A 25,186-nucleotide genomic window follows, 5' to 3' on the forward strand; every position below is an offset into this window, starting at 1 on the left:
GAACTGAGCCAGCGCAAGCCCCGGCTCAAATGCGCAGGCGCTGCGCGTAGCCGGTCATCTCGAGGTAGCCGCGTCCCACCGGCCGTCCGTTGCTGTCGATGAGGTCGGCCAGGCCTTCCCAATAGATGGCGCCGGTCGACGCGCGGCTGTCCAGTTCCTGGTTGTCGATCACGGCGCGCACCGTGTAGAAGTCGGCGGGGGTGCGCACGATCCATTCCACCGGATAGGTGGCGCCCGACAGCGGGCTGGTCCAGCGCCGTTGCGCCTTGAACTCGGTCTCGCCCTGGCTCGCGATGTAGAGGTCGCCCTTGGCGCTGCGGAATGAGCCGCCGTCCCACAGCCCGGTCCCGTCCTTGCGCCGCAGCCGGAAGGCGGTCAGCGCGCTGCCGTCGTCCAGGTTCATGCCGATCCAGTCCCAGCCCACGGCCTCGGGGTGCATCAGCGCCTCGCTCCACTCGTGGTCCAGCCAGGCACGCCCCGTGGCTGCGACTTCGCTTCCTTGCAGGCGGATGCGGGCCCGCGCCGCCAGTTGCGGCAGGCTGTAGTAGTAGCTCGCCTGTTCCGGCTGCGGGCCCTTGCGGGACAGGCCGCTGCGTCCCTGCAGCAGTACGGGCTGCGTCGGTGTGCAGTCGACTTCGATGCGGAAACCGGCCGCCGGCAGGCTCGCGTGCCAGGTGTCGCCCCTGCGCTCCAGCGACCAGTCGCGCAGGCGCAGCACGGCGTCGTCGAGCGCGGCCTCCGCGATGCTGAAGCCCTGGCGCGCGATCCGCTGGTCGTGCCAGAGCTTGCGCCCCTGCACGTCGGTGAGCGCGGCATGCGCGAACAGCAGCTGTTTCGCGGCGAAGGCGGAGCCCAGGTCCTTGGTGGCGTCGACGCGCGAGCGGAAGAAGGTCACCTGGAAGCCGAAGCGGCGCTCGCCCGCGGAGGCATGCCCCGTGATGTACCACCACTCGGTGCGCAGCTCGGGGTGGGCGCCGTGGTCGCGCGGGAAGGCGAGGCGCCGCTCCGGCAGTGCCGCGGCTTCGCCGTTCCACAACAGGGCCGGGAGGGCGCCCAGGGCGCCGATGAACGGGCGCCGCGCGATCACCAGTCTTCCTTCACGGCCAGCACGGCATCGCGCCCCGCAGCGGCTCGGCCCGCCAGCCATGCCGTCACGGTGCCCGCCAGGATCACGCCGGCCGCGAGGACGAGCAGGCGCGTCCACGGAACGAGCAGGTCCATGGTCCAGTGGAAGCTTTGCGGGTTGACGACGTGCACCAGCACCACCGCCACGGCGAGGCCGAGCGCGAGGCCGGCCGCGGCGCCGATCAGCGTCCAGGCGGCGCCTTCGCCGGCGACGACGGCCAGGATCTGGCGGCGCGTCAGCCCGAGGTGCGCGAGCAGCCCGAACTCCTTGCGCCGGGCCAGCACCTGCGCGCTGAAACTCGCGGCGACGCCGAACAGGCCGATGCCGATGGCGACGGCCTGCAACCAGTAGGTGACCGCGAAACTGCGGTCGAAGATGCGCAGCGACAAGGCCCGGATCTCGGTGGCCGAGGCCAGTTCGATGCGGTCCGCGCTGCCGGCTTCGCGCTGCGCCAGTTCACGCAGGCGCTGCAGCACAACCTCAGCGCTCGCGCCAGGCGCCAGCCAGAGCTGCGCGTCATTCACGCGCTCGTCGCCCGTCAGCCGCACGTAGTCCGCCCTGTCGATGACGATGGCGCCGGACTGCCGCGCGTAGTCGCGCCAGATGCCCGCGACGAACCAGGTCGAGGGGCCGAGCGCGGGTACCAGCAGAGGCAGCGCAGCGCCAGGACGGGCCCCGTACAGATCCACCATGGCCTCGCTCACGTAGATGCCCACCTGGCCGGCTGGCACGGGCAGGGGCGGCCCCACCAGCGGCAGCGTCCTGGCCGCGTCCTCGACCGTGCGGGCCAGCAGCGTGACGCTGGGGCGCGCGGGATCCAGGGCCAGCGCACGCACCCGCTGGCTCGTCACCCGTCGCACGCCCGGCACGCCGGCCACGGCCTGGAGGAACGCGGGCGTGAGGAAGGCGGCTTCTCCCGCCGCGGTGCTGGTCGATGTGCGCAGGTAAAGATCCGCCGGGAGCAGCACGTCGAGCCAGTCGTCGACCGAATGCCGGAAGCTCGCCACCATCACGGTCAACGCCACAGCCAGGCCGAGGGCCGCGACGACGCCGCTCACGGCGACCGCCGCGCTCTCGCGCACGCGGCGCGCGCGCTCCACCGCCAGCAAGGGCAGCAGCCGCCTGGCCACGAACGGCGCCAGGCGGTCATAGAGCAGGCTGACGGCGAACGGCAGCGCCGTGATGCCGCCCAGCAGCAGCAGGCCCACCGACACATAGGCGCCCAACGGGATGCCCGCGATGGGCGGCAGCAAGACCAGGGCGGCGCCGGCGGCGATGGCGAGGAGGCCAAACGCCGGACGTCCACCCGCCTGCATCGCCCCGCCCAGTCCTTTCAGCGTTTGCGCCAGAGGCAGGCGCGCCGCGTCGCGCGCCGGCAGCCAGCCCCCGGCGGCCGCGGCGGCGATGCCGAGCGCGCCGTAGGCGAGCGCAGCGGCCGTGCTCCATTGCAGCCGCGGCTCGACCCCGGGGAAGTAGCCGCCGCCCAGGTCCCCGCCCAGCAGGCGCAAGGCCAGGGCTGCCAGGCCGGCCCCGAGCGCCACGCCCAGGGCACTGCCCACGACGCCCAGCAAGGCGGATTCGGCCAGCACCAGCGCGAGCCGCTGCCGCGCCGTGAGGCCCAGGACCCCGAGCAGGGCGAACTGGCGCGCGCGCCGCGCCACGCTCAGCGCCAGCACCGAGAACACCAGGAAGGCCCCCGTGAACAGGGCCACGAGCGCCAGCACGGTGAGATTCACCCGGTAGGCCCGTGACAGCTGGTCCACCCGCTGCGTGGTGCTGTCGGGAGAGGCCGCCTGCACACCCGGCGGCAGCTGCAGCTCGCGCAGGAGCGCGGTGGCATCGGCGCCCGGGCGCAGGCGCAGGTCGATGCGGCTGATCTGCCCCAGGCGGCCGAACAAGTCCTGCGCGGCCGCGATGTCCATCACGGCCAGCGGACCACCGCCTGCCGTGACCGTGCCGGCGACGCGCAAGACCTGCATGCGCATGCCGACCTGCAGCCGCAGCTGCGCGCCCGGCCAGGCTTCCCGGGCCGCCGGATTCATGAACACGACGCCCGGCGCCAGCACCGCCAGGCGGTCATTCGGATCCGCCGGGACCGGCATCAGGCTGGGCGCGATGGCCCCGGCGACGAGGGCATCGAGGCCGATGACGCGAACCGTCCGGCGCCGGCCATCGGCGGTTTCCGCCACGGTCTGCAGTTCGAGCACGGGGCTGGCCAGCGCGACGGCCGGATGCGCCGCGGCGCGCGCGTACAAGGATTCGTCGAATCCGCCCTGGACGGCGCGCAGTTCCAGATCTGGCTGGCCCCCCGCGGAACGGGCGGCGATCGAGAACTCGCTCAGCGCCGAGGCGTTGATCAGGTGGACCGAAAACGCCAGCGCCACCCCCAGCATGACGGCCAGCACCGCGGTGGCGTTGCGCCAGGGATGGTGGCGCAGCTCCCGCAGCGAGAAGGTGGCCAGCAAGGCGAGCATGCGGCCATTGTGCCGCTCCCAGGCAGAATGGCCGGATGGCGATGAACGACATCGAGGCGATCGAGCGGGCCACCCTGGCGGCAGTGCCCCCGGAGCGCACGGAAGAATTGCCGGGGTGGCTCCTGGGGCTCGACAAGGGGACAGTGGGACGCGCGCACAGCGCGGTGCCCCTGGGCCACGACGCGCCCGACCTCGAGGTCATCCCGGAGATCGAAGCCCGCTATGCACGGGCCGGGTTCAAGCCCGTCCTGCGGATCCCGGACGGCGGCGCCTTCGAACCGGTTCGCACGCACTTGCGCGCGGACGGTTTCGCGCCCGCCAAGCCGACGCTGGTCCAGGTGGCCGCCGCTTCGGGTGCCGCGGCACCGGCATCCCATGCCCATGTCCACGTCAACATGACACCGGATGACGCCTGGGCCGGCGTCTTTCTCGGGGAGGGGTTCGATCCGGTCGACGGCGCCAGCCGCGTCGCGATCCTGCGCCGTGCGCGGGCAGCGGTTTTCGCGCGGGCGGTGGTGGACGGCCAGACGGTGGCCGTCGGCTCCGCGTGCTTCAGCCACGGCTGGTGCGGCATCCACGGCATGCGCACCGCGCCGGCCTGGCGGGGCCGGGGGTTCGCGCAGGCGATCCTCGCGGCCCTGGAGGCGCAGGCGCGGTCACGCGGCATCTCGCGCCTTTTCCTGCAGGTGGAGGCGGAGAACACCGCGGCCCAGGCGCTCTACCGCAGGCGCGGCTTCACGTCGGCGTGGAGCTACACCTACTGGCAACGGCCCCAGGTTTAAGCCATCGCCCCCATCAGTTCTTCCTTGCGGGCCGCGAGTTCGTCGCGCATGGCGATCAGGTCGAGCTTCCTGGCCGCGCGGGCCTTGGTGAAGATCTCGTTGCGCTCTTCCTTCACGTGGTGGTCGATGTACTCGCCCAGCACCTTGACCTTGGCATCGAACATCTCGTCCGGCTCGCCCATGCCCTCGATCTGCGCGATCAGGTCCTTGGCGGACTGGTGCTCCACCTCGGCTTCCGCCAGCATGTCCGTGTCCTTGAGCACTTCGCGCAGGGCGGGGTAGAAGATTTCCTCCTCGATCTGGGCGTGCACCGTCAGCTCATGGCAGATCTGCTGGGCCAGCTCTTTCTTCTTCTGCGCGGTACTGCGGGCGCGCGAGCCCATCAGTTCCTCGTATTCCTTGAACATCTTCTTGACGGCCTTGTGATCGGCGTCCAACAGGTCGCAAGCGTCTTTTTCAGCGCGGGCTGCCATGGTTTCTCCTTGGGTTGTGATGCATCGATGATCCCGGCAGGCGCTTCCCATGGCATGTAGGTGCAATTCGGCTGGCTCATGCGGCGGATGCCGACATCGCGGCGGCGGATTCCGCGCCCCGCGTTGCGGGCGGTTGCCTGACTGCAGAGGCTCGGGGCCGCCCGTTAAGCTGGCCGCCGTCCCATCACGGAGCGACCCATGATTTCTTCCCCGATCGACACTGCGCGCGACAAGGCCGAGCACGTCCAGCGCGAACTCGAACTCGCCAGCGCGGAATTGGGCCTCGCGCAAGGCGCGCTGGAGCGCGACATCCCGGAGGACGTGAAGGAGCAGGGGGACATTGCCTGGGCGATGGACCAGAACGCCGAAGTCGAGCGCAAGGTCCGGCAGGCATCGGAGGAACTCGAGGAGGTCACGGAGCTGCTGGAGCAGGCCAAACGGTCGGCCTGAAAGAGCTACGCCACGCCGTCCTCGCGCAGTTGCAGGATGCGGTCCGCGCGCCCGGCGGCGGCGGCCGAGTGCGTGACGAGGACCAGCGCGGCGCCGCTCGCGCGGGCCTGGTCGTGCAGCACGTCGAGCACGCGCGTGGCCGTGCCTGGGTCGAGGTTGCCTGTCGGCTCGTCGGCCAGCAGCAGGCGCGGCCGGTGGACCAGGGCGCGCGCGATGGCCACCCGCTGCAACTGGCCGCCGCTCAATTCCTGCGGCAGCCGCGCCGCCAGTCCATCGAGGCCGACCTCGGCCAGGACTTGGGCCACGCGGCCCGGGTCCGGACGCTTCAGGAGCAGCAGCGGCAACCCGACGTTCTGGGCGACGTCCAGGTGCGGCAGCACGTGGAAGGCCTGGAACACGAAGCCGAGCTTCTCCCTGCGCAGCAAGGCGCGCGCATCGTCGTCCAGATCGGCCAGGTTGTTGCCGGCCACCGTCACGGAACCGGCATCCCACTGGTCGAGCCCCGCCATGCAGTTGAGCAGGGTGGACTTGCCGACGCCCGATTCACCCACGATCGCGACGAACTCCCCGGCCGCCACGTCGAGTGAAACGTCGCGGAAGACCGGAACCTCGCCGTAGCGCTTGGTGAGGCCGCGCACGGAAACGATCACGTGGCGATCTCCGCGGCGCGCAACAGCCGGGCCTGGGCGTCGGGCGCGTCACACGCGATCACCTCGCGCTGCGGCATGCCACGCAGCCAGGTCAGTTGCCGCTTGGCCAGCTGGCGGGTCGCCGCGATGCCTTGTTCGCGCAACACCTCGGTGGGGGTGTTCCTTTCCAGAGCTTCCCAGGCCTGCCGGTAGCCCACGCACCGCATGCTGGGCAGGTCGGCGTGCAGGTCGCCGCGTGCGCGCAGCGCCCGCACCTCGTCCAGGAAGCCGGCGGCCAGCATGGCGTCGAAACGCTGTGCGATCCGCGCGTGCAGCCAGCCGCGGTCGGCGGGCTCCAGGGAGAAGAACCGGGTCGGCCTCCAGCCTGCGCACCGGTCCTGATCGGCATGGAAGCTGGACAGCGGTCGGCCGGTCGCCCGGAACACCTCCAATGCGCGCTGGATGCGCTGTGCATCGTTGGGCGCCAGCCGCGCGGCGGTGACCGCGTCCACCTCGGCCAATCGGCGGTGCAGGGCGGGCCAGCCGGCCGCCGCCGCTTCCGCCTCGATGGCGGCGCGCAGTTCCGGATCCGCCGGGGGCATGGCGGCCAGCCCGTCGAACAGCGCCTTGAAGTACAGCATCGTGCCGCCGACCAGCAGCACGCTGCGCCCCCGCGCGACGATCTCCGCCGTCAGGCGCCGGGCGTCGGCCGCGAACTCGGCGGCGCTGTAAGCGTCGCGCGGGTCGCGAATGTCCAGCAGGTGGTGGGGCACGGTGGCGCGTTCGGCCGCGGTCGGCTTGGCCGTGCCGACGTCCATCCCGCGGTACACCAGAGCGGAGTCGACGCTGATGATCTCGGCCTGCAGCGCCTGCGCCAGGGCCAGGGCCGCTGCGCTCTTGCCGCTGGCCGTGGGGCCGGCCAGCGCGATGGTGACGGGGGCGGCAGGGCGCGGCATGCGGCCGAGGGTAGCAGAGCACGCGGAAGCGAACCGGGGCAAGGGGTGAGCAATTGGTTGCAATGGCACCCGTCGCGGCGCGCTGCGGCGGACAATCCGCGCAGAGCTGTTTTGCCTGGGAGGCGCTGTGGAACTGCGGGTATTCCTCGTGGAAGACATGCTGCGCATGCACGGGTTGCTGCGCGATCTTTTCAACTCCATCGGCGGTGTCGTGGTGGCGACCGTCAGCACCGAGGCCGAAGCCAAGCTCTGGCTCGAGGACCACAAGGGCCAATGGGACCTGGCCGTGATCGACCTCGTCCTGGACCAGGGAGCGGGCCTGGAGGTGATCCGCCGCTGCAAGGAGGATCCGCTGGCCGGCAAGGTCGCCGTCTTCAGCAGCTATGCGAGCCCGGGGGTGCGCGCGCACTGCCTGGCGCTCGGCGCCGACGCGGTCTTCGACAAGAACGAACCGCAGGAATTCATTGCCTGGTGCGCGGACCTCACCGCCCGGGAGAATTCGGGCCCCTGACCGGCTGAACTACAGCAACTTCCGACCATTCCTACACCCCACCAGGTACGGCAATGGGACCATTCGTGGATGAACTCCAATGAATCTGGCCGTGGGCCGGATGAAGACGGCAAGGGATCGTGGGCGACGGAATCGGTGCCCATGGCCGTTCGCAAGAATCTGCTGGACCGCGAGCTGAAGAAGCTCGCCGCCCGGCATGGCAGTGCGCAGCGCGACGAGCCATCATCCGGCCAGCAGCAAGGACAAGCCGGGCACCCGTCGGCGGACCAGGTTTCGCGCGACGAGCACGCGGGCTAGCCTGCATAACGCGGGCTAGCCTGCATACAATCCCGCAGCGCGCGAGCACCCGCGCGGGAGATCGCATGCCTTCATCGGGAATCGTCGTGAACGGCCGGCCGCTCGCGGGGGGCCGCCTGCCTGCCGTCTGTGCGCCCCTCGTCGCCAGGACGGACGCCGCACTGCTGGCGGAAGCCGCCTTGGTCGCCGCCCATTCCCCGGACCTGCTCGAGTGGCGTGTCGACTTCTACGATGCCATCGCCGACACCGGGCGCGTGCTGCGGCTCGGCGCGCAGCTGCGCGAAGCCGCGCGCGGCATCCCCCTGCTGTTCACCCGCCGCTCGGTGCGTGAAGGCGGGCAGGCCATCGCTCTCGAGGAGGAGGGCGTGGTGGCACTCTATCGCGCGGTTTGCGCTTCGGGACTGGTGGACCTGATGGATTTCGAGATGGGCAACGCTCCGGCGGATGTGGCGCAGGTGCGGGCGTTCACGCGTGCGGCTGGCATGCCGCTCGTCCTGTCGTTCCACGATTTCGGCGCCACGCCGCCCGACCCGGAACTCGCCGCCCGCTTCGCCCAGGCCAAGGCGCTCGACGCCGACGTGGCCAAGGTGGCCGTGATGCCTTCGAGCGTGGAGGACGTGCACCGGCTGCTGGGCGCGACGCTGCAGGCAAGCAAGACCCTGGGGATCCCCGTGATCAGCATGGCCATGGGTCCGTTGGGCGCCGTCAGCCGGCTGTGCGGCGGCGTCTTCGGCTCCGCACTCACCTTCGCGATGGGCGCGGCGGCGAGCGCGCCGGGCCAGATGCCCATCGAAGACGTGCGCGCGGGCCTGACCGTGCTCCAGCGCGCGGGCAGCCCTTAGCGCAGGCTGAAGAACTGGGCCAGGGCCTCGCGGTAGGCCGATTGGCCCACCGCCATGGTGCTGAAGTGCGAGCCGCCTTCCACCAGCAGGAAATGCTTCCGGCCAGGCGCCGCCTCATAGAGCCTGCGTCCCAGTTCGCTCTTGATCAGGCTGTCGTTGCTGCCGTGGACCACCAGGAGTGGCGAGTTCAGCTTGGCCACCTTCTTGATCGACTCGAACCGCTGGGTGATCAGCGGCCCGACGGGCAGCCAGCCGAACTTCATGGTGCTGGCGACGTCCGGAATCGAGGTGAACGTCCCTTCGACGATCACCCCCTGCTCGTCGTCGACCTTGGACGCCAGGTCGATCGCGATGGCACCACCCAGCGAATGGCCGAACACGTACCGCGGGCGGTCCTTGTGCTGGACGCCGAGCCAGTCCCAGGCGGCCTTGGCGTCCTCGTAGGCCATGTCCTCCGAAGGCAGGCCGGGGCTGCTCTTGCCGAAGCCGCGGTAGTCGATGGCCAGCACCGAAAAGCCCAGCTCCTGCATGCGGCGGATGCGCGGCGCCGAGCCGCTGACGTTCCAGCGGGCGCCGTGCAGGTACAGCAGGATCGGACCGTCGGCGGCGCGGTTCTCGGCGGGAATCCAGAGGCCGTGCAGCTTGACCGGCTCGCCCGTCACCTTCGATTCGAAGGGAATCCAGACCTCCTTCATGTCCTGGGCGTACGCGGCGCTGCCGCCCCAGGCGCGGTCGCTGGGCTGGAAGATCCAGGCGCGCTGGCGCTCGTCGAGGGTGGCGCAGCCGACCGTCAGGAAGGCGGCCAGGGCAGCACAGGCAAAGAGGAGGCGGCGTTTCATTGCAAAGGCTGAGTCAGCAACGGACGCAAAAGTTTCCCACGGCTGCGTGAAGTGGGCATGAACGCTGGCCGGCTTGGGCTAGCGCCCCCGCATGAACAAGGTGTCCAGCTCGCGCACGGTCAGCTGCCGCCAGGTGGGGCGGCCGTGGTTGCACTGGTCCGAACGCTCGGTTTCCTCCATCTGGCGCAGGAGGGCGTTCATTTCCTCCAATGTCAGGCGCCGGTTGGCCCGGACGGCACCATGGCAGGCCATGGTGGACAGCAACTCGTTGCGGGAACGCTCGACCACGCTGCTGCCCTCGTGCTGGGCCAGTTCGGCGAGCACGCTGCGGGCCAGCTCGACGGCATCGCCCTGCGCCAGGCTGGCGGGCACGGCGCGCACGGCCAGGGTCTTGGGCGAGAACGGCGTGATCTCCAGGCCGAGGGCCTGCAAGGTTTCCACGCCGGCTTCCGCCGTGGCAACCTCCTGGGCCGTGGCCGCGAAGGTGGCGGGAATCAGCAGCGGCTGGCTGCGCAGGGCCTGCGCGTCCATCTGGCTCTTCAGGCGTTCGTAGACGATGCGCTCGTGGGCCGCATGCATGTCGACGATGACCAGGCCCTGGGCATTCTCCGCCAGGATGTAGATGCCCTGCAGCTGGGCAATGGCGCGGCCCAGGGGCCAGGCCACGGGTTCCGGCACCGGGACGGGGACCTCCTGCGCCGCGGTGGCCGGCTGTGGGGCCCACAAGGCGCGTAGTTCCTCGACACCGCCGCCCGCGGGCGCCCGGAAGGGAATGGAAGGCTGCGACCAATTCGAAGCGGGCGCCGCCTCGAAGGCGGGCTGCAGGGACGCCGCCTCGGCCGCTGCCGCGGCGGACCGTGGCGCTGCCAGCGCGTATTCGACGGCATGCCGCACGGCCTGGTGGACTTCGCGGCTGTCGCGGAACCGCACTTCGATCTTGGTGGGGTGGACGTTCACATCGACCCGCGCCGGATCGATCTCCACGTGCAGCACGTAGACCGGCTGGCGGTGGCCGTGCAGGAGGTCTTCGTAAGCGCTGCGCGCGGCGTGCGTGAGCACCTTGTCGCGCACGCAGCGGCCGTTCACGTAGGCGTATTGCCAGTCGGCCCGCGCCCGCGCCGCGTCGGGGATGCCGGCGCGGCCGCGCACGCGCAGCGGGCCGGCGCTGTATTCCACCGCGACGCTCTGCGCCAGGAAGTCCTCCCCGAGCACGTCGGCCAGCCGTTGCTCGGCGCTGCCGGCGCGCCATTGCTCGCTCAAGCGGCCGTCGTGCCAGACCGCGAAGCCGACGTCGGGGCGCGCCAGGGCGTGCCGGCGCACGGCTTCCAGGCAGTGCGCGAATTCGGTGGCATCGGTCTTCAGGAACTTCCGCCGCGCCGGCGTGCTGAAGAACAGTTCTTTCACTTCGACCGTGGTGCCGGTGGCGCGCGCCGCGGGCCGCAGTTCGCCGCTGGACGCGTCCAGCAACCACGCGGCGGGCTGCCCATGGGCCCGCGAAACGACGCCGAGGTCCGACACGGAAGCGATGGCGGCCAGGGCCTCGCCGCGAAAGCCCATGGTGCCCACGGACTCCAGGTCCGCCAGCGAGCCGATCTTGCTGGTGGCATGGCGCTTGAGCGCCAGGGGCAGCTCTTCGCGCGCGATGCCCGCACCGTCGTCCTCGACCGAGATCAGCCGCACGCCACCGGCCTGCAGCCGCACCGTGACCTGGGATGCGCCGGCGTCGAGCGCGTTGTCCACCAGTTCGCGCACCACCGAAGCGGGCCGTTCCACCACTTCGCCGGCGGCGATCTGGCTGACCAGCTCGTCCGGCAACTCGCGGATGGGACGGCGCGGCGGGGAGGACAGCACGGCGTTCATGGTTGGCGCATTCTAGGGGGCGGGTTCCAGCAGGGATAATCCGCGTCCATGGAAATCATCATGTTCCTCGTCGACTTCATCCTGCACGTCGACCGGCACCTGGAAAACTTCGTCACCACCTACGGCAACTGGGTGTACGCGCTGCTGTTCCTCATCATCTTCGTGGAGACGGGCGTGGTCGTCATGCCCTTCCTGCCCGGGGATTCGCTGCTGTTCGTGGTGGGCGCGCTGTGCGGGCTCGGGCTGATGAGCTATCCGCTCGCGGTGCTGCTGCTTTGGGCGGCCGCCGTGCTGGGCGACCAGTGCAACTTCGCCATCGGCCGCTGGTTCGGGCCACGCGTGTTCCAGTGGGAGAACTCGCGCTACTTCAACCGCGATGCCTTCAACCGCGCGCATGAGTTCTACGAGAAGTACGGCGGCATCACGGTCATCCTGGCGCGCTTCTTCCCTTTCCTGCGCACGTTCGTCCCCTTCGTGGCGGGTGTGGCCGACATGACCCGCGTGAAGTTCACGCTCTTCAACCTGGTGGGCGGGGCGATCTGGGTGGTGGGCATCATCACGGCCGGCTACTTCCTGGGGAGCATCCCCTGGGTCAAGGCAAACCTCGACAAGATCATCTGGGCGATGATCCTGATCCCCGGGGTCGTCGTTCTCTTCGGCGCGTGGAACGCGAAGCGCAAGGCGGTGAGTTCGGTCTGACCGTCACCGGGTGGACGATGCGCGGATGACGCGGAGCTGCTCGTGCAGCCACGGCCCGCTGCCGGCAGCGGCGCCGCTGCCGCACCGGACGCGGTAGGGCTGTCCCGACGAACTGCTCTTCGAGGCGGCCAGCTCGATGAACTGTTCGGTGCCCTGGATCGTGCCCCTGCGCTCGATGGCCTCGAGTTTGCGCAGGAGATGGCTCCTGGCCTCCGAGGCACTGTGCCAGGAGCCATTGCGCTCGAACTGGCAGCTGGAAGATTCAAGCTTTCCCAGCAGGGCCTCGATCTCGGCGCGCACCGGCGCCGGCGTCGGCGCCGCGGCGGCCTGGAGCGCCCACAAGCCGATCGCCAATGCCCGGAGAACCTGCAGCATCAGCGCGGCCGCGGCGTCACACGCGTCTCCAGCGCGGGCGGCGAGTAGTCCGGCTGGATCCGGCACGTCCCGCGATAAGCGGCCTCATACCCCTTGCACAGAGCCAGCACCTTCCGCGGCGTCGGCTTGTCGCCGCGCTCCACCCAGTCGAGCAGGGCGGTGAACAGGGCCGGGTACTGCGGTTCGCTGACGTAGCTGTGCTCCGCCTCGTCGCTGAAGACCTGCACCAGCCGGTCGCCGCTGCCGCCCCTGTGCATGATGTCGCGGTAGAGCGACTGGAGTTCGACGAAAGCCGTCGGGTCGTTGCTCGCGTGGAAAGACAGGACGGGCATGGCCACCTTGCCTTGGGGCGCGCTGTCGCGATTCAGTTCCTCCACGGCGAGGCGGTCCGGCGCATAGCGGAGCACGCCCGAGTTCAGCGCCGTGTCGTTCGCCGAGCCGCGATACAGCGCACCGGTGTTGGTGAACGGGTTGCGGCCGCCCAGGCGCAGCTGCGTCAGGTCGCGCATCAGCCAGGTGGCCCAGTTCATGTTGCCGACCAGGGACGACTCGGGGATGCGGACCGTCGACAGGATGGTCGACAGGTTGGCCTTCTGTTGCTCCGTGCGTTGCGCCGCCGGCTTGCGCACGCCGGTGCATTCGTCGATGCGCGCCGCGAGTTCGGCGCGCGTGAGCTTGGCGTCGGCAGGCAAGCCCATCCACAACGGGTATTGCGGCTCGTCGGGCCGCGGGTGGTTCTTGCAGACGTATTGGTAGATCACGCGCAGGTCGAGCCGGAAATCGTAGGCGCGCGCGCCGCCGCCCAGCACGCCGCTGGTGAGCAGGACGCCGTCGTACGGGCCGCGGCGGCCATCCACTGTCGAATACAGTTCCGCCGCTTTCGAGGCGACGCCAGCGCCGTAGCTCTGGCCGTGCAGGATCGTGCGCTTCGGTTCGCCGAAATGGCGCACGAAGATCTGGCGCAGCCGCTCGGTGTCCTCGGCGGCCATGGTGACGCCGTAGCCGCCGCGCCGGTAGCTGGAGCCGGCCCAGGCGTAGCCCGCTTTCACGGTGACGGCCCAGCGCTTCAGGTCCTCCTCGCTGCGCTGCAGGGTTGCCGGGCCCGTGTCGGCGGGGCCCCCGTGCGCATGCATCACGAGGACGCCGCGGTTCCAGTTGGCGGGGATTGCGATCCAGTAGAAGGACCCGACCGTGTCTTCGCCGATGTAGCACTTGGCCCCCGTGGGGACCTCCGGTGGGCAGGCGCGCTCGGTGGGCGCAGGCGCCTTGGCCACCTCGGGCATGGCGGGCTGGCCGGGCGCGGTCGCGCAGGCGGACAACAGGACGGCGAGCGCCGCGGCGGACAGGATATGTTGGAGAGGCATGCGCCTGATCCTAGGCAGCACTTGCCGCGCTGTCATCGTGGATACCACGCATGGCCGGGATGGCCGGAATTGATAAGTACGCGTATCATTCCCCGCCAGCAGGAGACATGCCATGAATGCGCCGGAAACCTTGTCGCGCTGGGCCCGGCCCGGCTCCAGCCGGGTGCCTTTCTGGGCTTACACCGATGCCCAGCTCTATCGCCGCGAGCTGGACAAGATCTTCTATGGCGCTCACTGGTGCTACGTGGGCCTGGAGGTCGAGATCCCGAAGGTGGGCGACTTCAAGCTTGGCTGGGTCGGCGAGCGGCAGGTCATCATGGTCCGGGACCGCATCGCCCCGAAGGACCGCGGCACCGACGTCGGCATCCGCGTGGTCGAAAACCGTTGCGCCCATCGCGGCGTCCGCTTCTGCCAGCAGCCGCACGGCAACGCGCGCAGCTTCGTGTGCCCCTACCACCAGTGGACCTACAAGCTCAACGGCGACCTCGCCGGCCTGCCGTTCAAGGACGGCGTGAAGGACGGGGAATGCGTGAACGGCGGCATGCCGCCGGACTTCGACCTCGCGGCCCATGGACTGGTGAAGCTGCGCGTGGCGGTGCTGCACGGGCTCGTGTTCGCGAGCTTCAGCGAGGACGCCGAGCCGTTGGAAGACTACCTGGGCCCCGAGGTCATGCCCTGGCTGAACCGCATCTTCCAGGGCCGGCAGCTCACCCTGCTGGGCTACAACCGCCAGCGCATCCCGGGCAACTGGAAGCTGATGATGGAGAACATCAAGGACCCGTACCACCCTGGGCTGCTGCACACCTGGTTCGTCACCTTCGGGCTGTGGCGCGCGGACCAGAAAAGCCGCATGGTGATGGACCAGCATGGGCGGCACGCGGTGATGATCTCGCGGCGCAACGAAGGCGGCGACAACAAGGCGGTGACCGAAGGCGTGACCTCGTTCAAGGCCAACATGGCGCTGCACGACGATCGCCTGCTCGACGTGGTGCCCGAGGCCTGGTGGAAGGTGCCGGATCCCGCGAATCCCGGCACGGACATCATGCCCACGGTGACGATGATCACGCTGTTCCCCAGCCTCATCATCCAGCAGCAGGTGAACTCGCTGTCCACCCGCCACATCGTCCCGCGCGGCGAAGGCGAGTTCGATTTCGTGTGGACGCACTTCGGCTTCGCCGACGATGCGCCCGAGATGACGCGGCGCCGGCTGCGCCAGGCCAACCTGTTCGGGCCCGCCGGTTTCGTCAGCGCCGATGATGGCGAAGTGATCGAGTTCAGCCAGGACGGCTTCCGGCAGTGGGGCGAGGAGGGCAGCACGCTGTGCGAGCTGGGGGGAACGGGCACCGGCGGCACCGAGCACATGGTCACCGAGACCCTGATTCGCAGCATGTACGCCTACTGGAAGAAGGTGATGGCGGTATGAACGAGAGCCTGCTGTTGCAGCTGGAGATCGACCAGCTCAATGCGGCCTATGCGGCGGCGCTGGACGAGCGGCGGTTCGACGCCTGGCCGGCGTTCTTCCTGGAAGAGGGGTGCTACACGGTGCAGGCGCGCGAGAACTTCGACCGCGGCCTGCCGCTGGCGCTGATGGCGCTGGAGAGCCGCGGCATGATGAAGGACCGCGTCTACGGCATCACGCAGACGATCTACCACGGGCCTTACTACACCCGGCACGTGCTGAGCCCCGCGCAGTTGCTCCCCGCTGACGGCGCACGCATCCGCGCGCAGACGCACTATGCGGTGTTCCGCACCAAGCCGGGCGACGCCAGCGAGGTCTACAACGTGGGCCGCTACATCGACGAGTTCGCGCGGACCGGAGCGGGCCTGAAGCTGGCGAGCCGGCTGTGCGTCTACGACAGCGAGATGATCCTCAATTCGTTGATCTATCCGATCTGACGGGCCAAAAAAAGAGGCCGCGAACGGCCTCTTCCTTCAGCACGATGGGCTTAGTAGCGCTTGGCGGCCTGGTTGCCGATGTAGGCGCCCGCGCCGGCGCCCAGGATCGTGGCGCCGGTGCCACCGATGGCGGAGCCGGCGAGGCCGCCGACCACGGCACCACCCACCGTACCGACCGTCGTGCGGTCCATCGTGGCACAGCCACCCAGGCCCATCAGGGCAGCGGCCGTGACAACCGCAGCAAAGAATTTCGTCTTCATGATTTCACCTTCCTAAGTCGAATTGTTCCGGCCGCAGAAGGTGCGGCCCACCTGTAAGGACACTGTAGGCAGGGGGGTTCTGCGGGACTGTAGGAAGTGCTTGACGCGGGGTGTCGGCCCTACGCACCAGGGTTTGCAGGCCGGTGCGTTGCGGCTGAGGCTCAAGAAACCGGGCGTCAAACGGGGCGGTTGCGCGCCAGTGGCGGATTGCGGGCGAAGTAGCGCTGGATGCCCCGCATGAGGGCGTCCGCCAGCTGCTCCTGGTAGGCGTCGCTGCGCAGCTTCGCTTCTTCTTCCGGGTTGCTGATGAACGCGGTTTCGACCAGCACGCTCGGGATGTCCGGTGCCTTCAGCACGGCGAAGCCGGCCTGTTCGACATGCGCCTTGTGCAGCTTGCCGACGTTGCCGATCTCCCCGAGCAGCGCGCTTCCGAGCTTCATGCTGTCGTTGATCTGCGCCGTGGTGCTCATGTCCAGCATCGCGCGCGCCACGTGCGCGTCGCCGGTCTTGACGTTCACGCCGCCGATCAGGTCCGCCTTGTTCTCCTTGTCCGCCATCCAGCGCGCCGCGGCGCTCGACGCGGCGCCCTGGCTCAGCGCGAACACGCTGGCGCCGCGCGCCGTGGGCGTGATGAACGCATCGGCATGGATGCTCACGAACAGATCGGCCTGCACGCGGCGGGCCTTCTGCACTCGCTGGTGCAGCGGCACGAAGAAATCGGCGTCACGCGTCAGGTACGCCCGCATCGGGTTGCCGTTGACGGTGGTCGCGTTGATGCGGTCCCGCAGCAGGTGCGCCACCTTCAGCACCACGTCTTTCTCGCGCGTGCCGGCCGGGCCGACGGCGCCGGGGTCTTCACCGCCATGCCCGGGGTCCAGGGCCACGATGATCAGGCGGTCGGTCTTCTGGGGCGGGGGCAGGCGGCCGGGCCGGTCCGCCGCGGGTGGTTCCGCGGGAAGGCGCGGGGCGCGCTGGCCGTGCTGCGCCATCAACTCGCCCAAAGGGTCGGCCGGGGTGGTCGCGGGAGCCGGCGCCGGCGCGAACGCTGGCGGCCGCGCCTCCTTCATGCGTTCGGCGATCAAAGCCTCCAGCGGATCGACGGCTTTCACGGGATACAGATCGACCACCAGCCGGTGCTGGTAGGCGGCGACCGGTGGCAGCGTGAAGACCTGGGGCGCGGCCACCTGCTTCAGGTCGATCACCAGCCGCACCGTGTCCGGTGTGAATTGGCCCACCCGGATGCCGGCGATGAAGGGGTCGTCCGAACGCAGCTTCGCCACCAGCTCGCGCAGCGCGGGATTGAGCTGGATGCCTTCGATGTCCACCGCCAGGCGTGGCGGTTGCAATGCGATCACCTGCTTGCTGGTGAGAACGGCGTCCGATTCGATGGTGACGCGCGTGTAGTCCGGCGCGGGCCACAGGCGCACGGCCAGGATGGTCGCCCCGCGTGCGATCTGGTGCGCGCCCAGCAGCAGGACCACGCCGCCCGCGCGCAGGAGGTCGCGGCGGCTTTTCATGCGAGCAACTCCCTGCCGCGTGGCGTCTGCGCCCGCAGTGTCACGATCCGGCTCTCGTCGGCCTGCGGTTCCAGGTGGATCGCCAGGTCGGCCAGCGGCAGCGCGGCGCCCGCCTTCTCCGGCCATTCGGCCAGCTTCAGGCCGGGCCCGGCGAACACGTCGCGGAACCCGGCGTCTTCCCACTCGCGCGGGTCGTCGAAGCGGTAAAAATCGAAATGCCAGACCGGCCGGGCGCCGGCGGCCTCGTGCGGTTCGACCACGGCATAGGTGGGACTCTTGATGCGCCCCGCCACGCCCATGGCGCGCAGCAGGTGCCGCACGAACGTCGTCTTGCCCGCGCCCAGCTCGCCATGGAGGGTGATGAAGGCATCGGCGATGCCGGGCCGGGCCGCCAGGGCCGTGGCAAATTCCTGCGTGTCCGCCTCGCTGCGCCACGTCCGCACGACGGGCGCTCCTACAATCGGCGGGTGATGGTCAATGGCGGTCAGTTGGAGGGTCCTTTCCTGCTGGCCCAGGTGCGCGACTGGGCGCGCGAGCTTGGATTTTCCCAAATCGGGGTCGCGGGCGTCGATCTTTCGTCGGCGGAGCCCGGCCTGCTTGCCTGGCTGGCTAACGGCTTTCATGGCGAGATGGACTACATGGCACGCCACGGAGTTCGCCGCGCCCGCCCCGCCGAACTGGTGCCGGGCACCGTGAGCGTGATTACCGCACGGATGGATTACCTCCCGGCCACAACGCCGGAAGGCTGGCAGGCCATCGAATTCGAGCGATTGCAAAGATCCGGTGAAGCCATCGTGTCGCTTTACGCGCGCGGCCGGGATTATCACAAGGTGCTGCGCGCGCGGCTGCAGGCCCTGAGCGAGCGCATGGCGGCGGCGCTCGGCCCCTTCGGCCATCGCGTGTTCACGGATTCCGCACCGGTGCTCGAAGTGGAACTGGCGGCGCGCAGCGGCCAGGGCTGGCGGGGCAGGCATACCCTGGTGCTGAACCGGGAGGGCGGCTCGATGTTCTTCCTGGGCGAGATCTATGTGGATCTGGCGCTGCCCGTGACGGAAACCGTCGCCGACCACTGCGGTACCTGCGCGGCCTGCATCGCGGTCTGCCCCACGCAGGCCATCGTCGCCCCCTATCGGCTCGATGCGCGCCGCTGCATCTCGTACCTGACCATCGAACATGCCGGGCCCATCCCGGCTGAATTGCGGCCGCTGATGGGCAACCGCATCTACGGCTGCGACGATTGCCAGCTCGCCTGCCCCTGGAACAAGTTCGCCGCCACTTCGCCGCTGCCCGATTTCGAAGCGCGGCCCGGCCTGGCCGGCGCATCGCTGGTGGAGCTCTTCGCCTGGACCGAGGAGGAATTCCTGCGTCGCACGGAAGGAAGCCCCATCCGCCGCATCGGCCATGAACGCTGGTTGCGCAACATCGCGGTGGCACTCGGCAATGCCTTGCGGGCGGGTGGTGGCTATGACGTGCGGCAGGCGTTGCAGGCGCGCGCCGGGCACCCCAGCACGCTCGTGCGGGAGCACGTGGTGTGGGCGCTAGCGCAACAGCCCGAGAGCGAACGGCAGGCTCAGCACGCCCAGTAGCGTCGACAGGGTCACGAGCCCGGCGACATAGGCGCCGTTGTAGCCCATGCGTGCGGCCAGCACGTAGCAGCTCGAGGCCGTGGGCAGCGCAGAGAAGGTCAGCAGGATGGTGGTCTGCGCGGCGTCCAGCCGCAGCACCATCGCCCAGCCCCAGCCCGCCAGCGGCAACAACAGGTGACGGATCACCAGCAAGCCCGTGGTCAATGCCTTCTGCTGAGCGAGCGTGGCGAACTTCATGCCGGCGCCGGCGGCCAGCAGGCCCAGCGCGAGCGACGCCGCACCGATGCGGTTGAGCGTCGGGTCCATGAATTCCGGGACCCGGAAGCCCACCAGATTGGCCGTCATGCCCAGGGCCGTGGCGATGATCAGCGGATTGCGCACCAGCGCCCGCACGAAGCCCACGTTGCCGTGCCGGGCCATCGGCCACACGGCGCCGACGTTGAGCAGCGGAACGCACACGCCGATGAGCACGGCGATCATCAGCAGCCCCTGGGCCCCGGCCAGGCGTTCGGCCAGGGCCAGCGCGATGTAGGAATTGAAGCGGAACGCCACCTGCGCGCTGCCGGCATGCTCGCGCCGGTCGATCTGTTTCCCGAGCCATGGCAGCCACGGCAGGCTGTAGGCGAGGGCGATGCCGGAGAGCCCGAGCAGCAGGCCGGCGGCGATCAGGCTCGAAGCCGCACCAAGATCGAGCGGCGTGCGCACGATCGACTGGAACAGCAGCACCGGGAAGAGAAAGTAGTAGACCAGGCTCTCGACCTGTTCCCAGACCGTGCGGTCGAGCGCGGTGTAGCGGCAAACGAGATAGCCGCACAGGATCAGCGAGAAATCGGGGAAGAGCAGCTGGGCGAAGTACACGCGCCGGAGAATAGCCGACGGCCCGCCCCGACTCGGGCTAACCCTTATGTGAAATCCACAAACGCGGGCGCATTTTCTGCACTTAGGATGCGCGGTCCCTTCCGCATCCATGTCCTCAAGGAGAACTCAATGAAACGCCGCACCTGGATCTCTCTCGCCTCGGGCGTGCTGGCGCTTGCCGCCGCGCCCGCCTTCGCGCAGGGCTTTCCCAACAAGCCGGTCAAGCTGCAGGTGCCCTTCGCACCGGGCGGCACCACGGACATCATCGCGCGCGTCATGTCGGAGCCGCTGGGCAAGGCATTGGGCCAGCCGGTCGTCATCGAGAACAAGGCCGGCGGCGGCGGCGTGATCGGCGCGCTGGAAACCGTGCGCTCGGCGCCGGACGGCTATTCGCTGGGCATGGCGACGGTGTCCACGACGGCGGCCAACCCCGCCATCAACACCAAGATCCCATACAACCCGACCACCGACTTCACGCCGATCATCAACATCGCGGCCACGCCCAACCTGATCGCGGTGCATCCGAGCTTCCCCGCCAAGGACTACAAGACCTTCCTCGAGGTGCTGAAGAAGAATCCGGGCCGTTATTCGTATTCATCGTCGGGCACGGGCGGCATCGGCCACCTGCAGATGGAGCTGTACAAGAGCCTGTCCGGCACCTTCGTCACGCACATCCCCTACCGCGGCGCGGGCCCCGCACTCAACGACACCGTCGCGGGCCAGGTGCCGATGATTTTCGACAACATCCCCTCGGCCCTGCCCTTCATCAAGGACGGCCGCCTGATCGCCATCGTGGTGGCCGCGCCGCAGCGCCTGAAGGAACTGCCGAACGTGCCGACCTTCAAGGAAGTGGGCCTGGAGCCGGTGAACCGCATGGCCTACTACGGGATCCTCGGTCCCAAGGGCTTGCCGAAGGAGGTCGTCGACAAGGTCCATGGAGCCACGAGGAAGGCGCTCGAAGATCCGGCCGTGCGCAAGCGCATCGAGGACACCGGCTCCATCATCGTCGGCAACACGCCCGAGCAGTTCACGCAGCAGATCAAGGCCGAGTACGAGGTGTACAAGAAGGTCGTGGACTCCGCCAAACTGAAGCTCGACTAGCTTTGAGCGAGAGCGTCGACAGCTTCATCGACGCCCTGTGGCTGGAGGAGGGGCTGGCCAGGAACACCCTGGCCGCCTACCGGCGCGACCTGGAGCTGCTCGAGCGCTGGCTGGCCGCCACGCACGAGCGGCCGCTGGTGGGCGCAGGCGAGGCCGACCTCCATGCCTACTTCGCCGCGCGCCACGCGGGCAGCCGGCCCACGTCGGCGAACCGCCGGCTCACCGTTTTCAAGCGCTACTTCCGTTGGGCCCTGCGCGAGCGGCTGCTGACCGTCGACCCGACGCTCAAGCTGCAGTCGGCCAAGCAGCCGCTGCGCGTGCCGAAGACACTGACCGAGTCGCAGGTGGAGCTGCTGCTCGGTGCGCCCGATGTCGACGTGCCCCTGGGCCTGCGCGACCGCACCATGCTGGAGCTGATGTATGCCAGCGGCCTGCGGGTGAGTGAGCTCGTCGGGTTGAAGACTTTCGCGGTGGGCATGAACGAAGGCGTGCTGCGTGTCATGGGCAAGGGCAGCAAGGAGCGCCTCGTCCCCTTCGGTGAAGTCGCGCGCGACTGGATCGCCCGTTATCTGGCCGAAGCGCGATCGCAGATCCTGTCCGGCCAGCAGACCGACGACCTGTTCGTGACTTCGCGCGGCCACAGCATGACCCGCGCCATGTTCTGGCTCATCGTGAAGAAGCATGCGGCACGCGCCGGCATCACCGCGCCGCTGTCGCCGCACACGCTGCGCCATGCCTTCGCGACCCACCTGCTGAACCATGGCGCGGACCTGCGCGCCGTGCAGATGCTGCTGGGCCATGCGGACATCTCCACCACCACCATCTATACCCACGTGGCCCGAGAGCGGTTGAAGGCGCTGCATGCTAGGCACCATCCGCGCGGTTGAGATAATCTCTTTCCCCGAAGGAGACATGTTTTGAAGAAGTTCGTCGTGATGCTGGCCCTGGCCGGCGCGGCCGGCCTCGCGCTGGCCCAGGCTTATCCCACCAAACCCATCCGCCTGATCGTCGGCTTCCCGCCGGGCGGCGGCATCGATTTCACCGCCCGCACGGTGCAGCACCCGTTGCAGGAGGCGCTGAAGCAGCAAGTCGTGATGGAGTACAAGCCGGGCGCTGGCGGCATGCTCGCGGCGGGTGAACTCACCCGTGCCGCGCCGGACGGCTACACGCTGCTGCTGGCCAACACCGGCCCGTTCGCCATCGCGCCGTACCTGCAGGCCAAGCTGCCCTACGACCCGGTCAAGCAGTTCACGTACATCGGCCAGATCAGCCAGGGCAGCTACATCGTCGTGACGCGGCCGGACCATCCGGCCAAGGACCTGCGCGAGTTCGTCGCCTGGGCCAAGGCCAACGCGGGCAAGGTCAACTACGCGTCGGCGGGCAACGGTACTTCCACCCACCTGAACGGCGAGCTGATGAACCAGGCCACGGGCCTCGACATGACACATGTCCCGTACAAGGGCAGCGCGCCGGCCGTGCAGGACCTGATCGGCGGCCAGACGCAGGTCCTGATCGACGCCGGTACCGTGCTGCTGCCGCAGATCAAGGGCGGCAAGCTGAAGGCGCTGGCGGTCACCGGCGCCCGTCGCGATCCGCAGCTGCCCGACGTGCCCACGGCGCGCGAGCAGGGCCTGCCGGCGCTGGAGTCGGTCGGCTTCCAGGGGCTGGTTGGCCCTGCGGGCATGCCGAAGGAAGTCGTGGACCGGCTCGCCGCCGAACTCGCCAAGGTGCTGGCGAACCCTGACTTGAAGGCGAAGTTCGCGGTCGCGGGCTCGGAGGTGCATTCGCAGGGCCCGGCGGAGTTCGCTGCTTTCGTGAAAGGCGACAACGAGAAATGGGCGAAGCTCATCCGCGAACGCAAGTTGCAGCTCGATTGACCCGGTGGGCCTCATGCATCAGTTGAACCGACGCGCGGCGCTGGCCGCACTGGCGGGCGCGGCGCTGCCGCTGCACGCCCAAGGCACCTGGCCCACCCGGCCGGTGCGCATCGTGGTGGCCTATCCGCCCGGCGGCGTGAGCGACGCGGTGGCGCGGCTGCTGGCCGAGCGCCTGGCCGGCCCGCTGGGCCAGCCGGTCGTGGTGGAGAACAAGGCCGGCGCCAGCGGCACCATCGGCATGGATGCGGTCGCGAAGGCGGCGCCCGATGGCCACACGCTGGGCTTCTCGGCGATCAGCCCGCTGGCGTTGAATCCGCACCTGGGCAAGTCGCCGTTCGATCCGGCGAAGGACATCGTGGCGGTGGCCAGCGTCATGTTCTCGCCGGTCCTGCTGCTGGCCACGCCGGCCACCACCGCCAAGGACTTCCGCGAGCTGCTGGCCGCGGCGCAGGCGAAGCCGGGCGCGGTGCGCTGGGCAACGTCCGGGCCGGCGTCGCTGGGGCACATCATGCTGGAACAGTTGCAAGCGAGCGCCAAGGTGCGTATCACGCACGTGCCCTACAAGGGCGGCGGCCAGCAGATCACCGATGCGCTGTCCGGTCAGTTCGAGGTGCTTTCCGTGAACGCGGGCCCGGCGGTGATGGCGCACCTGAAGGCCGGCAAGTTGCGTGCGCTCGCGGTCGGCGCGCCGGCGCGGCTGGAAGCCTTGCCGCAGGTGCCGACGCTGGCCGAGCTCGGCCACGCGAGCGCCAACCTCACGTCGCTGTTCGGCGTTTTCGCGCCGGCCGGCACGCCCACGGCCGCGGTGGAGCGCGTCAATGCGGAGATCAACAAGCTGCTGGCGCAAGGCGATGTGCGAAGCCGGCTCCTGGCCAGCGACAACGTGCCCACGGGCGGCAGCGCGGCGGAATTCGCGCGGCAGATCGCGGCCGAGTCCGAAAGCAATGCCCGCATCGTGCAGGCGGCTGGAATCAAGGCGGAGTAGAGGCCGCCGAGAGCGCTATTCCCGGTCGAGCGCGCCGCTGGACAATTGCTCCAGGTACGCGCTGAAGCGCTGCGCGTCCACCTTGCGGAAAACCGCATCCGCGCCCATGGCGCGGCAGCGCGTCTCGACCGCGGGCGTGACGAAGTCGCTCAGCACGACGACGTGGGCTCGTGGCCGCGCCGTCTTCAGGCGCTGCAGCAGGTTGAAGCCGGTGCCTTCATCGAGCATGAGGTCGACGACCGCCAGCCCCCAATCGGATTGGCTGCGCTGCAACCAGGCGGTCGCGGCGGTTTCGGTGGCGGCGGTGGCGACGATTTCGAACCCCCCGACAACATCGAACAACTCGGCCAGGGCCGACTGCATGTTGCGGGAGTCTTCGATGAGGAAAACAGGAATGACTTGGCTGGCGACGATCATGTACTGCGGTTCGCGGAGTAATGAATCACATTAAATGTGCGTTGCTCGTCCGTCTGTAGGTGCAACCGTGCAAATCTGTAGGAGCGCTCCGACGAAACGGAGCGTCCGCCGGCCGGTGGATCAGGCGAGCCGGGGCGCCGGGCGGGGGATGCCGATCCATTGCAGCCCTTCGGCGCGCGCGTAGTCGGCGGCAGCGAGGCGGTCGCGGAACAGGCGGGTGAGACGCAGGACGCGATCGGTCGTGCTGCTGCCGGAGCCCGAGCGGATGGACACCGAGCAGGCGTACCAGCCGTTTTCGAGGGCCTTGATGAGCGGCGAGATGAGGTACTTGCCTGCGGTGATGGCTGGTTCGTGAAAATTCATGGTGCCTTTTATTGTTCTGGTTGTAGGAGGCTGCACGCCGTGGCGCGCCCGCGGTCAGTCCGGTGGGCCGGCGGGGGCGGGGGGCGAAGACGGTTCGGCGGAGGGCGGCGAAGACGGCAGGGTCTTCCTGGTGGCCTTCTCTTCCTTCTTCCGCTTCTTTTCCAGTTCGCGCTGTCGCTTCTCGTACGAATAGTTCGGCTTCGGCATGCGGTCTCCTTGGTCTGGATGGTCGTGGGAGCCGGGGCGCGAGGCCCCGGCGCGGGCCGTCAGGCCTGGGCGGCGATCGGGCTGATCGTGGACGCCTGCGGGCCCTTGGCACCCTGCGTCACGGTGAATTGCACGCGGTCGTTCTCGGCCAGGGTCTTGTAGCCCGTGCTCTGGATCTCGCGGAAGTGGGCGAACAGGTCCTTGCCGCCGTCATCAGGGGTGATGAAGCCGTAGCCCTTGCTTTCGTTGAACCACTTCACGGTGCCGGTTTGCGTCGTCATGTCGATGCCTTTCAGATGAAAACCGCGCGGCAACACGCCGGCGCGGCGCGTAACGCCAAGAAAATCATCGTTTGGGGGATTCGACAGCGACTCCCGGCGAACGGGAGAGGGAGGAGAGACCTACGGAGTGACGGTCTTTGTGACGTCAGGCCTGCGCATGA

30 protein-coding genes are annotated in these 25,186 nt (G+C 69.2%); 13 read left to right on the plus strand and 17 right to left on the minus strand.

The window, feature by feature from the left end:
- Positions 1-25 precede the first annotated feature (25 nt).
- A complete protein-coding gene (locus tag FN976_RS02635; RefSeq protein ID WP_432417842.1) occupies positions 26-1,090 on the minus strand; it encodes a lipocalin-like domain-containing protein in 1,065 nt (354 codons plus the stop codon).
- Positions 1,084-3,600 carry an ABC transporter permease gene (locus tag FN976_RS02640; protein ID WP_145890668.1) on the minus strand — a complete coding sequence of 839 codons (2,517 nt, stop codon included), beginning with the start codon at positions 3,598-3,600 and terminating at the stop codon, positions 1,084-1,086. The genes FN976_RS02635 and FN976_RS02640 overlap by 7 nt, the downstream gene beginning before the upstream one ends.
- Before the next feature lie 35 nt (positions 3,601-3,635).
- Between FN976_RS02640 and FN976_RS02645 the strand changes: the two genes are divergently transcribed.
- Positions 3,636-4,382, plus strand: coding sequence for a GNAT family N-acetyltransferase (locus FN976_RS02645; protein ID WP_255440055.1), 747 nt, complete (start codon positions 3,636-3,638; stop codon positions 4,380-4,382).
- Here FN976_RS02645 and FN976_RS02650 read toward each other — a convergent pair.
- On the minus strand, positions 4,379-4,855 hold the full coding sequence (locus tag FN976_RS02650) for a hemerythrin domain-containing protein (protein WP_145890670.1): 477 nt from the start codon (positions 4,853-4,855) through the stop codon (positions 4,379-4,381). The two genes, FN976_RS02645 and FN976_RS02650, sit on opposite strands and share 4 nt — an antisense overlap.
- A gap of 198 nt (positions 4,856-5,053) precedes the next feature.
- Between FN976_RS02650 and FN976_RS02655 the strand changes: the two genes are divergently transcribed.
- On the plus strand, positions 5,054-5,305 hold the full coding sequence (locus FN976_RS02655; RefSeq protein ID WP_145890672.1) for a hypothetical protein: 252 nt from the start codon (positions 5,054-5,056) through the stop codon (positions 5,303-5,305).
- A 5-nt stretch (positions 5,306-5,310) separates the two neighbouring features.
- Here FN976_RS02655 and FN976_RS02660 read toward each other — a convergent pair whose 3' ends face one another.
- Both FN976_RS02660 and miaA read right to left on the minus strand, forming a co-directional pair.
- Positions 5,311-5,955 (minus strand): ABC transporter ATP-binding protein, encoded by a 645-nt coding sequence (locus tag FN976_RS02660; RefSeq protein WP_432417839.1) that lies wholly within the window; start codon positions 5,953-5,955, stop codon positions 5,311-5,313.
- The gene (miaA, locus tag FN976_RS02665) at positions 5,952-6,890 is read right to left on the minus strand and encodes a tRNA (adenosine(37)-N6)-dimethylallyltransferase MiaA (RefSeq protein ID WP_145890674.1); all 939 of its coding nucleotides are present in this window, start codon (positions 6,888-6,890) and stop codon (positions 5,952-5,954) included. The genes FN976_RS02660 and miaA overlap by 4 nt, the downstream gene beginning before the upstream one ends.
- Positions 6,891-7,017: 127 nt before the next feature.
- Between miaA and FN976_RS02670 the strand changes: the two genes are divergently transcribed.
- The 3 genes from FN976_RS02670 (at position 7,018) to aroD (ending at position 8,540) form a co-directional block, all read left to right on the plus strand.
- Complete coding sequence (locus FN976_RS02670; RefSeq protein WP_145890676.1) at positions 7,018-7,401, plus strand: response regulator; 384 nt, start codon at positions 7,018-7,020, stop codon at positions 7,399-7,401.
- A 141-nt stretch (positions 7,402-7,542) separates the two neighbouring features.
- Complete coding sequence (locus tag FN976_RS02675; RefSeq protein WP_186510730.1) at positions 7,543-7,698, plus strand: hypothetical protein; 156 nt, start codon at positions 7,543-7,545, stop codon at positions 7,696-7,698.
- A gap of 65 nt (positions 7,699-7,763) precedes the next feature.
- Positions 7,764-8,540 carry a type I 3-dehydroquinate dehydratase gene (gene aroD, locus FN976_RS02680; protein ID WP_145890680.1) on the plus strand — a complete coding sequence of 259 codons (777 nt, stop codon included), beginning with the start codon at positions 7,764-7,766 and terminating at the stop codon, positions 8,538-8,540.
- Here aroD and FN976_RS02685 read toward each other — a convergent pair.
- Positions 8,537-9,379: an alpha/beta hydrolase gene (locus tag FN976_RS02685; RefSeq protein ID WP_145890682.1), complete on the minus strand. Its 843-nt coding sequence runs from the start codon at positions 9,377-9,379 to the stop codon at positions 8,537-8,539. The two genes, aroD and FN976_RS02685, sit on opposite strands and share 4 nt — an antisense overlap.
- Positions 9,380-9,457: 78 nt before the next feature.
- Positions 9,458-11,239, minus strand: coding sequence for a DNA mismatch repair endonuclease MutL (gene mutL / locus FN976_RS02690; RefSeq protein ID WP_145890684.1), 1,782 nt, complete (start codon positions 11,237-11,239; stop codon positions 9,458-9,460).
- Positions 11,240-11,287: 48 nt separating this feature from the next.
- Between mutL and FN976_RS02695 the strand changes: the two genes are divergently transcribed.
- The gene (locus tag FN976_RS02695; RefSeq protein ID WP_145890686.1) at positions 11,288-11,938 is read left to right on the plus strand and encodes a VTT domain-containing protein; all 651 of its coding nucleotides are present in this window, start codon (positions 11,288-11,290) and stop codon (positions 11,936-11,938) included.
- Between the two features lie 3 nt (positions 11,939-11,941).
- On the opposite strand, the gene FN976_RS02700 is transcribed toward FN976_RS02695, so the two are convergent.
- Together FN976_RS02700 and FN976_RS02705 are read right to left on the minus strand one after the other, a co-directional pair.
- Complete coding sequence (locus FN976_RS02700) at positions 11,942-12,313, minus strand: DUF5329 family protein (RefSeq protein WP_145890688.1); 372 nt, start codon at positions 12,311-12,313, stop codon at positions 11,942-11,944.
- Positions 12,313-13,677, minus strand: coding sequence for an alpha/beta hydrolase (locus FN976_RS02705; RefSeq protein ID WP_145890690.1), 1,365 nt, complete (start codon positions 13,675-13,677; stop codon positions 12,313-12,315). Before FN976_RS02705 ends, FN976_RS02700 begins: the two co-directional genes overlap by 1 nt.
- 112 nt (positions 13,678-13,789) lie before the next feature.
- On the opposite strand from FN976_RS02705, the gene FN976_RS02710 reads away from it, so the two are divergent.
- Positions 13,790-15,100 carry an aromatic ring-hydroxylating dioxygenase subunit alpha gene (locus FN976_RS02710; protein ID WP_145890692.1) on the plus strand — a complete coding sequence of 437 codons (1,311 nt, stop codon included), beginning with the start codon at positions 13,790-13,792 and terminating at the stop codon, positions 15,098-15,100.
- Positions 15,097-15,573 (plus strand): aromatic-ring-hydroxylating dioxygenase subunit beta, encoded by a 477-nt coding sequence (locus FN976_RS02715; protein ID WP_145890694.1) that lies wholly within the window; start codon positions 15,097-15,099, stop codon positions 15,571-15,573. The genes FN976_RS02710 and FN976_RS02715 overlap by 4 nt, the downstream gene beginning before the upstream one ends.
- 50 nt (positions 15,574-15,623) lie before the next feature.
- Here the strand turns inward: FN976_RS02715 and FN976_RS02720 are convergent, their stop codons facing one another.
- From FN976_RS02720 to tsaE, 3 genes are all read right to left on the minus strand, one after another.
- On the minus strand, positions 15,624-15,833 hold the full coding sequence (locus tag FN976_RS02720) for a glycine zipper 2TM domain-containing protein (protein ID WP_145890696.1): 210 nt from the start codon (positions 15,831-15,833) through the stop codon (positions 15,624-15,626).
- A 176-nt stretch (positions 15,834-16,009) separates the two neighbouring features.
- On the minus strand, positions 16,010-17,350 hold the full coding sequence (locus FN976_RS02725) for an N-acetylmuramoyl-L-alanine amidase (protein WP_145890698.1): 1,341 nt from the start codon (positions 17,348-17,350) through the stop codon (positions 16,010-16,012).
- Positions 17,347-17,838: a tRNA (adenosine(37)-N6)-threonylcarbamoyltransferase complex ATPase subunit type 1 TsaE gene (tsaE, locus tag FN976_RS02730; protein ID WP_432417843.1), complete on the minus strand. Its 492-nt coding sequence runs from the start codon at positions 17,836-17,838 to the stop codon at positions 17,347-17,349. The genes FN976_RS02725 and tsaE overlap by 4 nt, the downstream gene beginning before the upstream one ends.
- On the opposite strand from tsaE, the gene queG reads away from it, so the two are divergent.
- Positions 17,821-18,936 carry a tRNA epoxyqueuosine(34) reductase QueG gene (queG, locus tag FN976_RS02735; RefSeq protein WP_255440085.1) on the plus strand — a complete coding sequence of 372 codons (1,116 nt, stop codon included), beginning with the start codon at positions 17,821-17,823 and terminating at the stop codon, positions 18,934-18,936. The genes tsaE and queG overlap by 18 nt on opposite strands.
- On the opposite strand, the gene FN976_RS02740 is transcribed toward queG, so the two are convergent.
- Positions 18,889-19,794 (minus strand): AEC family transporter, encoded by a 906-nt coding sequence (locus tag FN976_RS02740; RefSeq protein ID WP_255440060.1) that lies wholly within the window; start codon positions 19,792-19,794, stop codon positions 18,889-18,891. The genes queG and FN976_RS02740 overlap by 48 nt on opposite strands.
- 129 nt (positions 19,795-19,923) lie before the next feature.
- Here FN976_RS02740 and FN976_RS02745 point away from each other — a divergent pair, with 129 nt between their 5' ends.
- The 4 genes from FN976_RS02745 to FN976_RS02760 are packed head-to-tail and all read left to right on the plus strand — an operon-like array spanning position 19,924 to position 23,757.
- Positions 19,924-20,895 (plus strand): tripartite tricarboxylate transporter substrate binding protein BugE, encoded by a 972-nt coding sequence (locus FN976_RS02745; RefSeq protein WP_145890706.1) that lies wholly within the window; start codon positions 19,924-19,926, stop codon positions 20,893-20,895.
- Between the two features lie 2 nt (positions 20,896-20,897).
- Entirely contained in the window at positions 20,898-21,782 is an 885-nt protein-coding gene (gene xerD / locus FN976_RS02750) for a site-specific tyrosine recombinase XerD (protein ID WP_145890708.1), read from the plus strand.
- Positions 21,783-21,812: 30 nt separating this feature from the next.
- Positions 21,813-22,772, plus strand: coding sequence for a Bug family tripartite tricarboxylate transporter substrate binding protein (locus FN976_RS02755; RefSeq protein WP_255440062.1), 960 nt, complete (start codon positions 21,813-21,815; stop codon positions 22,770-22,772).
- 13 nt (positions 22,773-22,785) lie between these two features.
- A complete protein-coding gene (locus FN976_RS02760; protein ID WP_145890710.1) occupies positions 22,786-23,757 on the plus strand; it encodes a Bug family tripartite tricarboxylate transporter substrate binding protein in 972 nt (323 codons plus the stop codon).
- A 15-nt stretch (positions 23,758-23,772) separates the two neighbouring features.
- On the opposite strand, the gene FN976_RS02765 is transcribed toward FN976_RS02760, so the two are convergent.
- The 4 genes from FN976_RS02765 to cspE all read right to left on the minus strand — a co-directional run bounded on the left by FN976_RS02765 (position 23,773) and on the right by cspE (position 25,025).
- The gene (locus tag FN976_RS02765; protein WP_145890712.1) at positions 23,773-24,174 is read right to left on the minus strand and encodes a response regulator; all 402 of its coding nucleotides are present in this window, start codon (positions 24,172-24,174) and stop codon (positions 23,773-23,775) included.
- 120 nt (positions 24,175-24,294) lie between these two features.
- Positions 24,295-24,537, minus strand: a complete 243-nt coding sequence (locus FN976_RS02770) for a hypothetical protein (protein ID WP_145890714.1) — start codon at positions 24,535-24,537, stop codon at positions 24,295-24,297.
- Between the two features lie 54 nt (positions 24,538-24,591).
- Positions 24,592-24,744, minus strand: a complete 153-nt coding sequence (locus tag FN976_RS28765) for a hypothetical protein (protein ID WP_186510731.1) — start codon at positions 24,742-24,744, stop codon at positions 24,592-24,594.
- Between the two features lie 59 nt (positions 24,745-24,803).
- Positions 24,804-25,025 carry a transcription antiterminator/RNA stability regulator CspE gene (cspE, locus tag FN976_RS02775; protein ID WP_145890716.1) on the minus strand — a complete coding sequence of 74 codons (222 nt, stop codon included), beginning with the start codon at positions 25,023-25,025 and terminating at the stop codon, positions 24,804-24,806.
- Positions 25,026-25,186: the final 161 nt, after the last annotated feature.

This window comes from Caenimonas sedimenti (assembly GCF_007833165.1).
Lineage (GTDB): Bacteria > Pseudomonadota > Gammaproteobacteria > Burkholderiales > Burkholderiaceae_C > Ramlibacter > Ramlibacter sedimenti.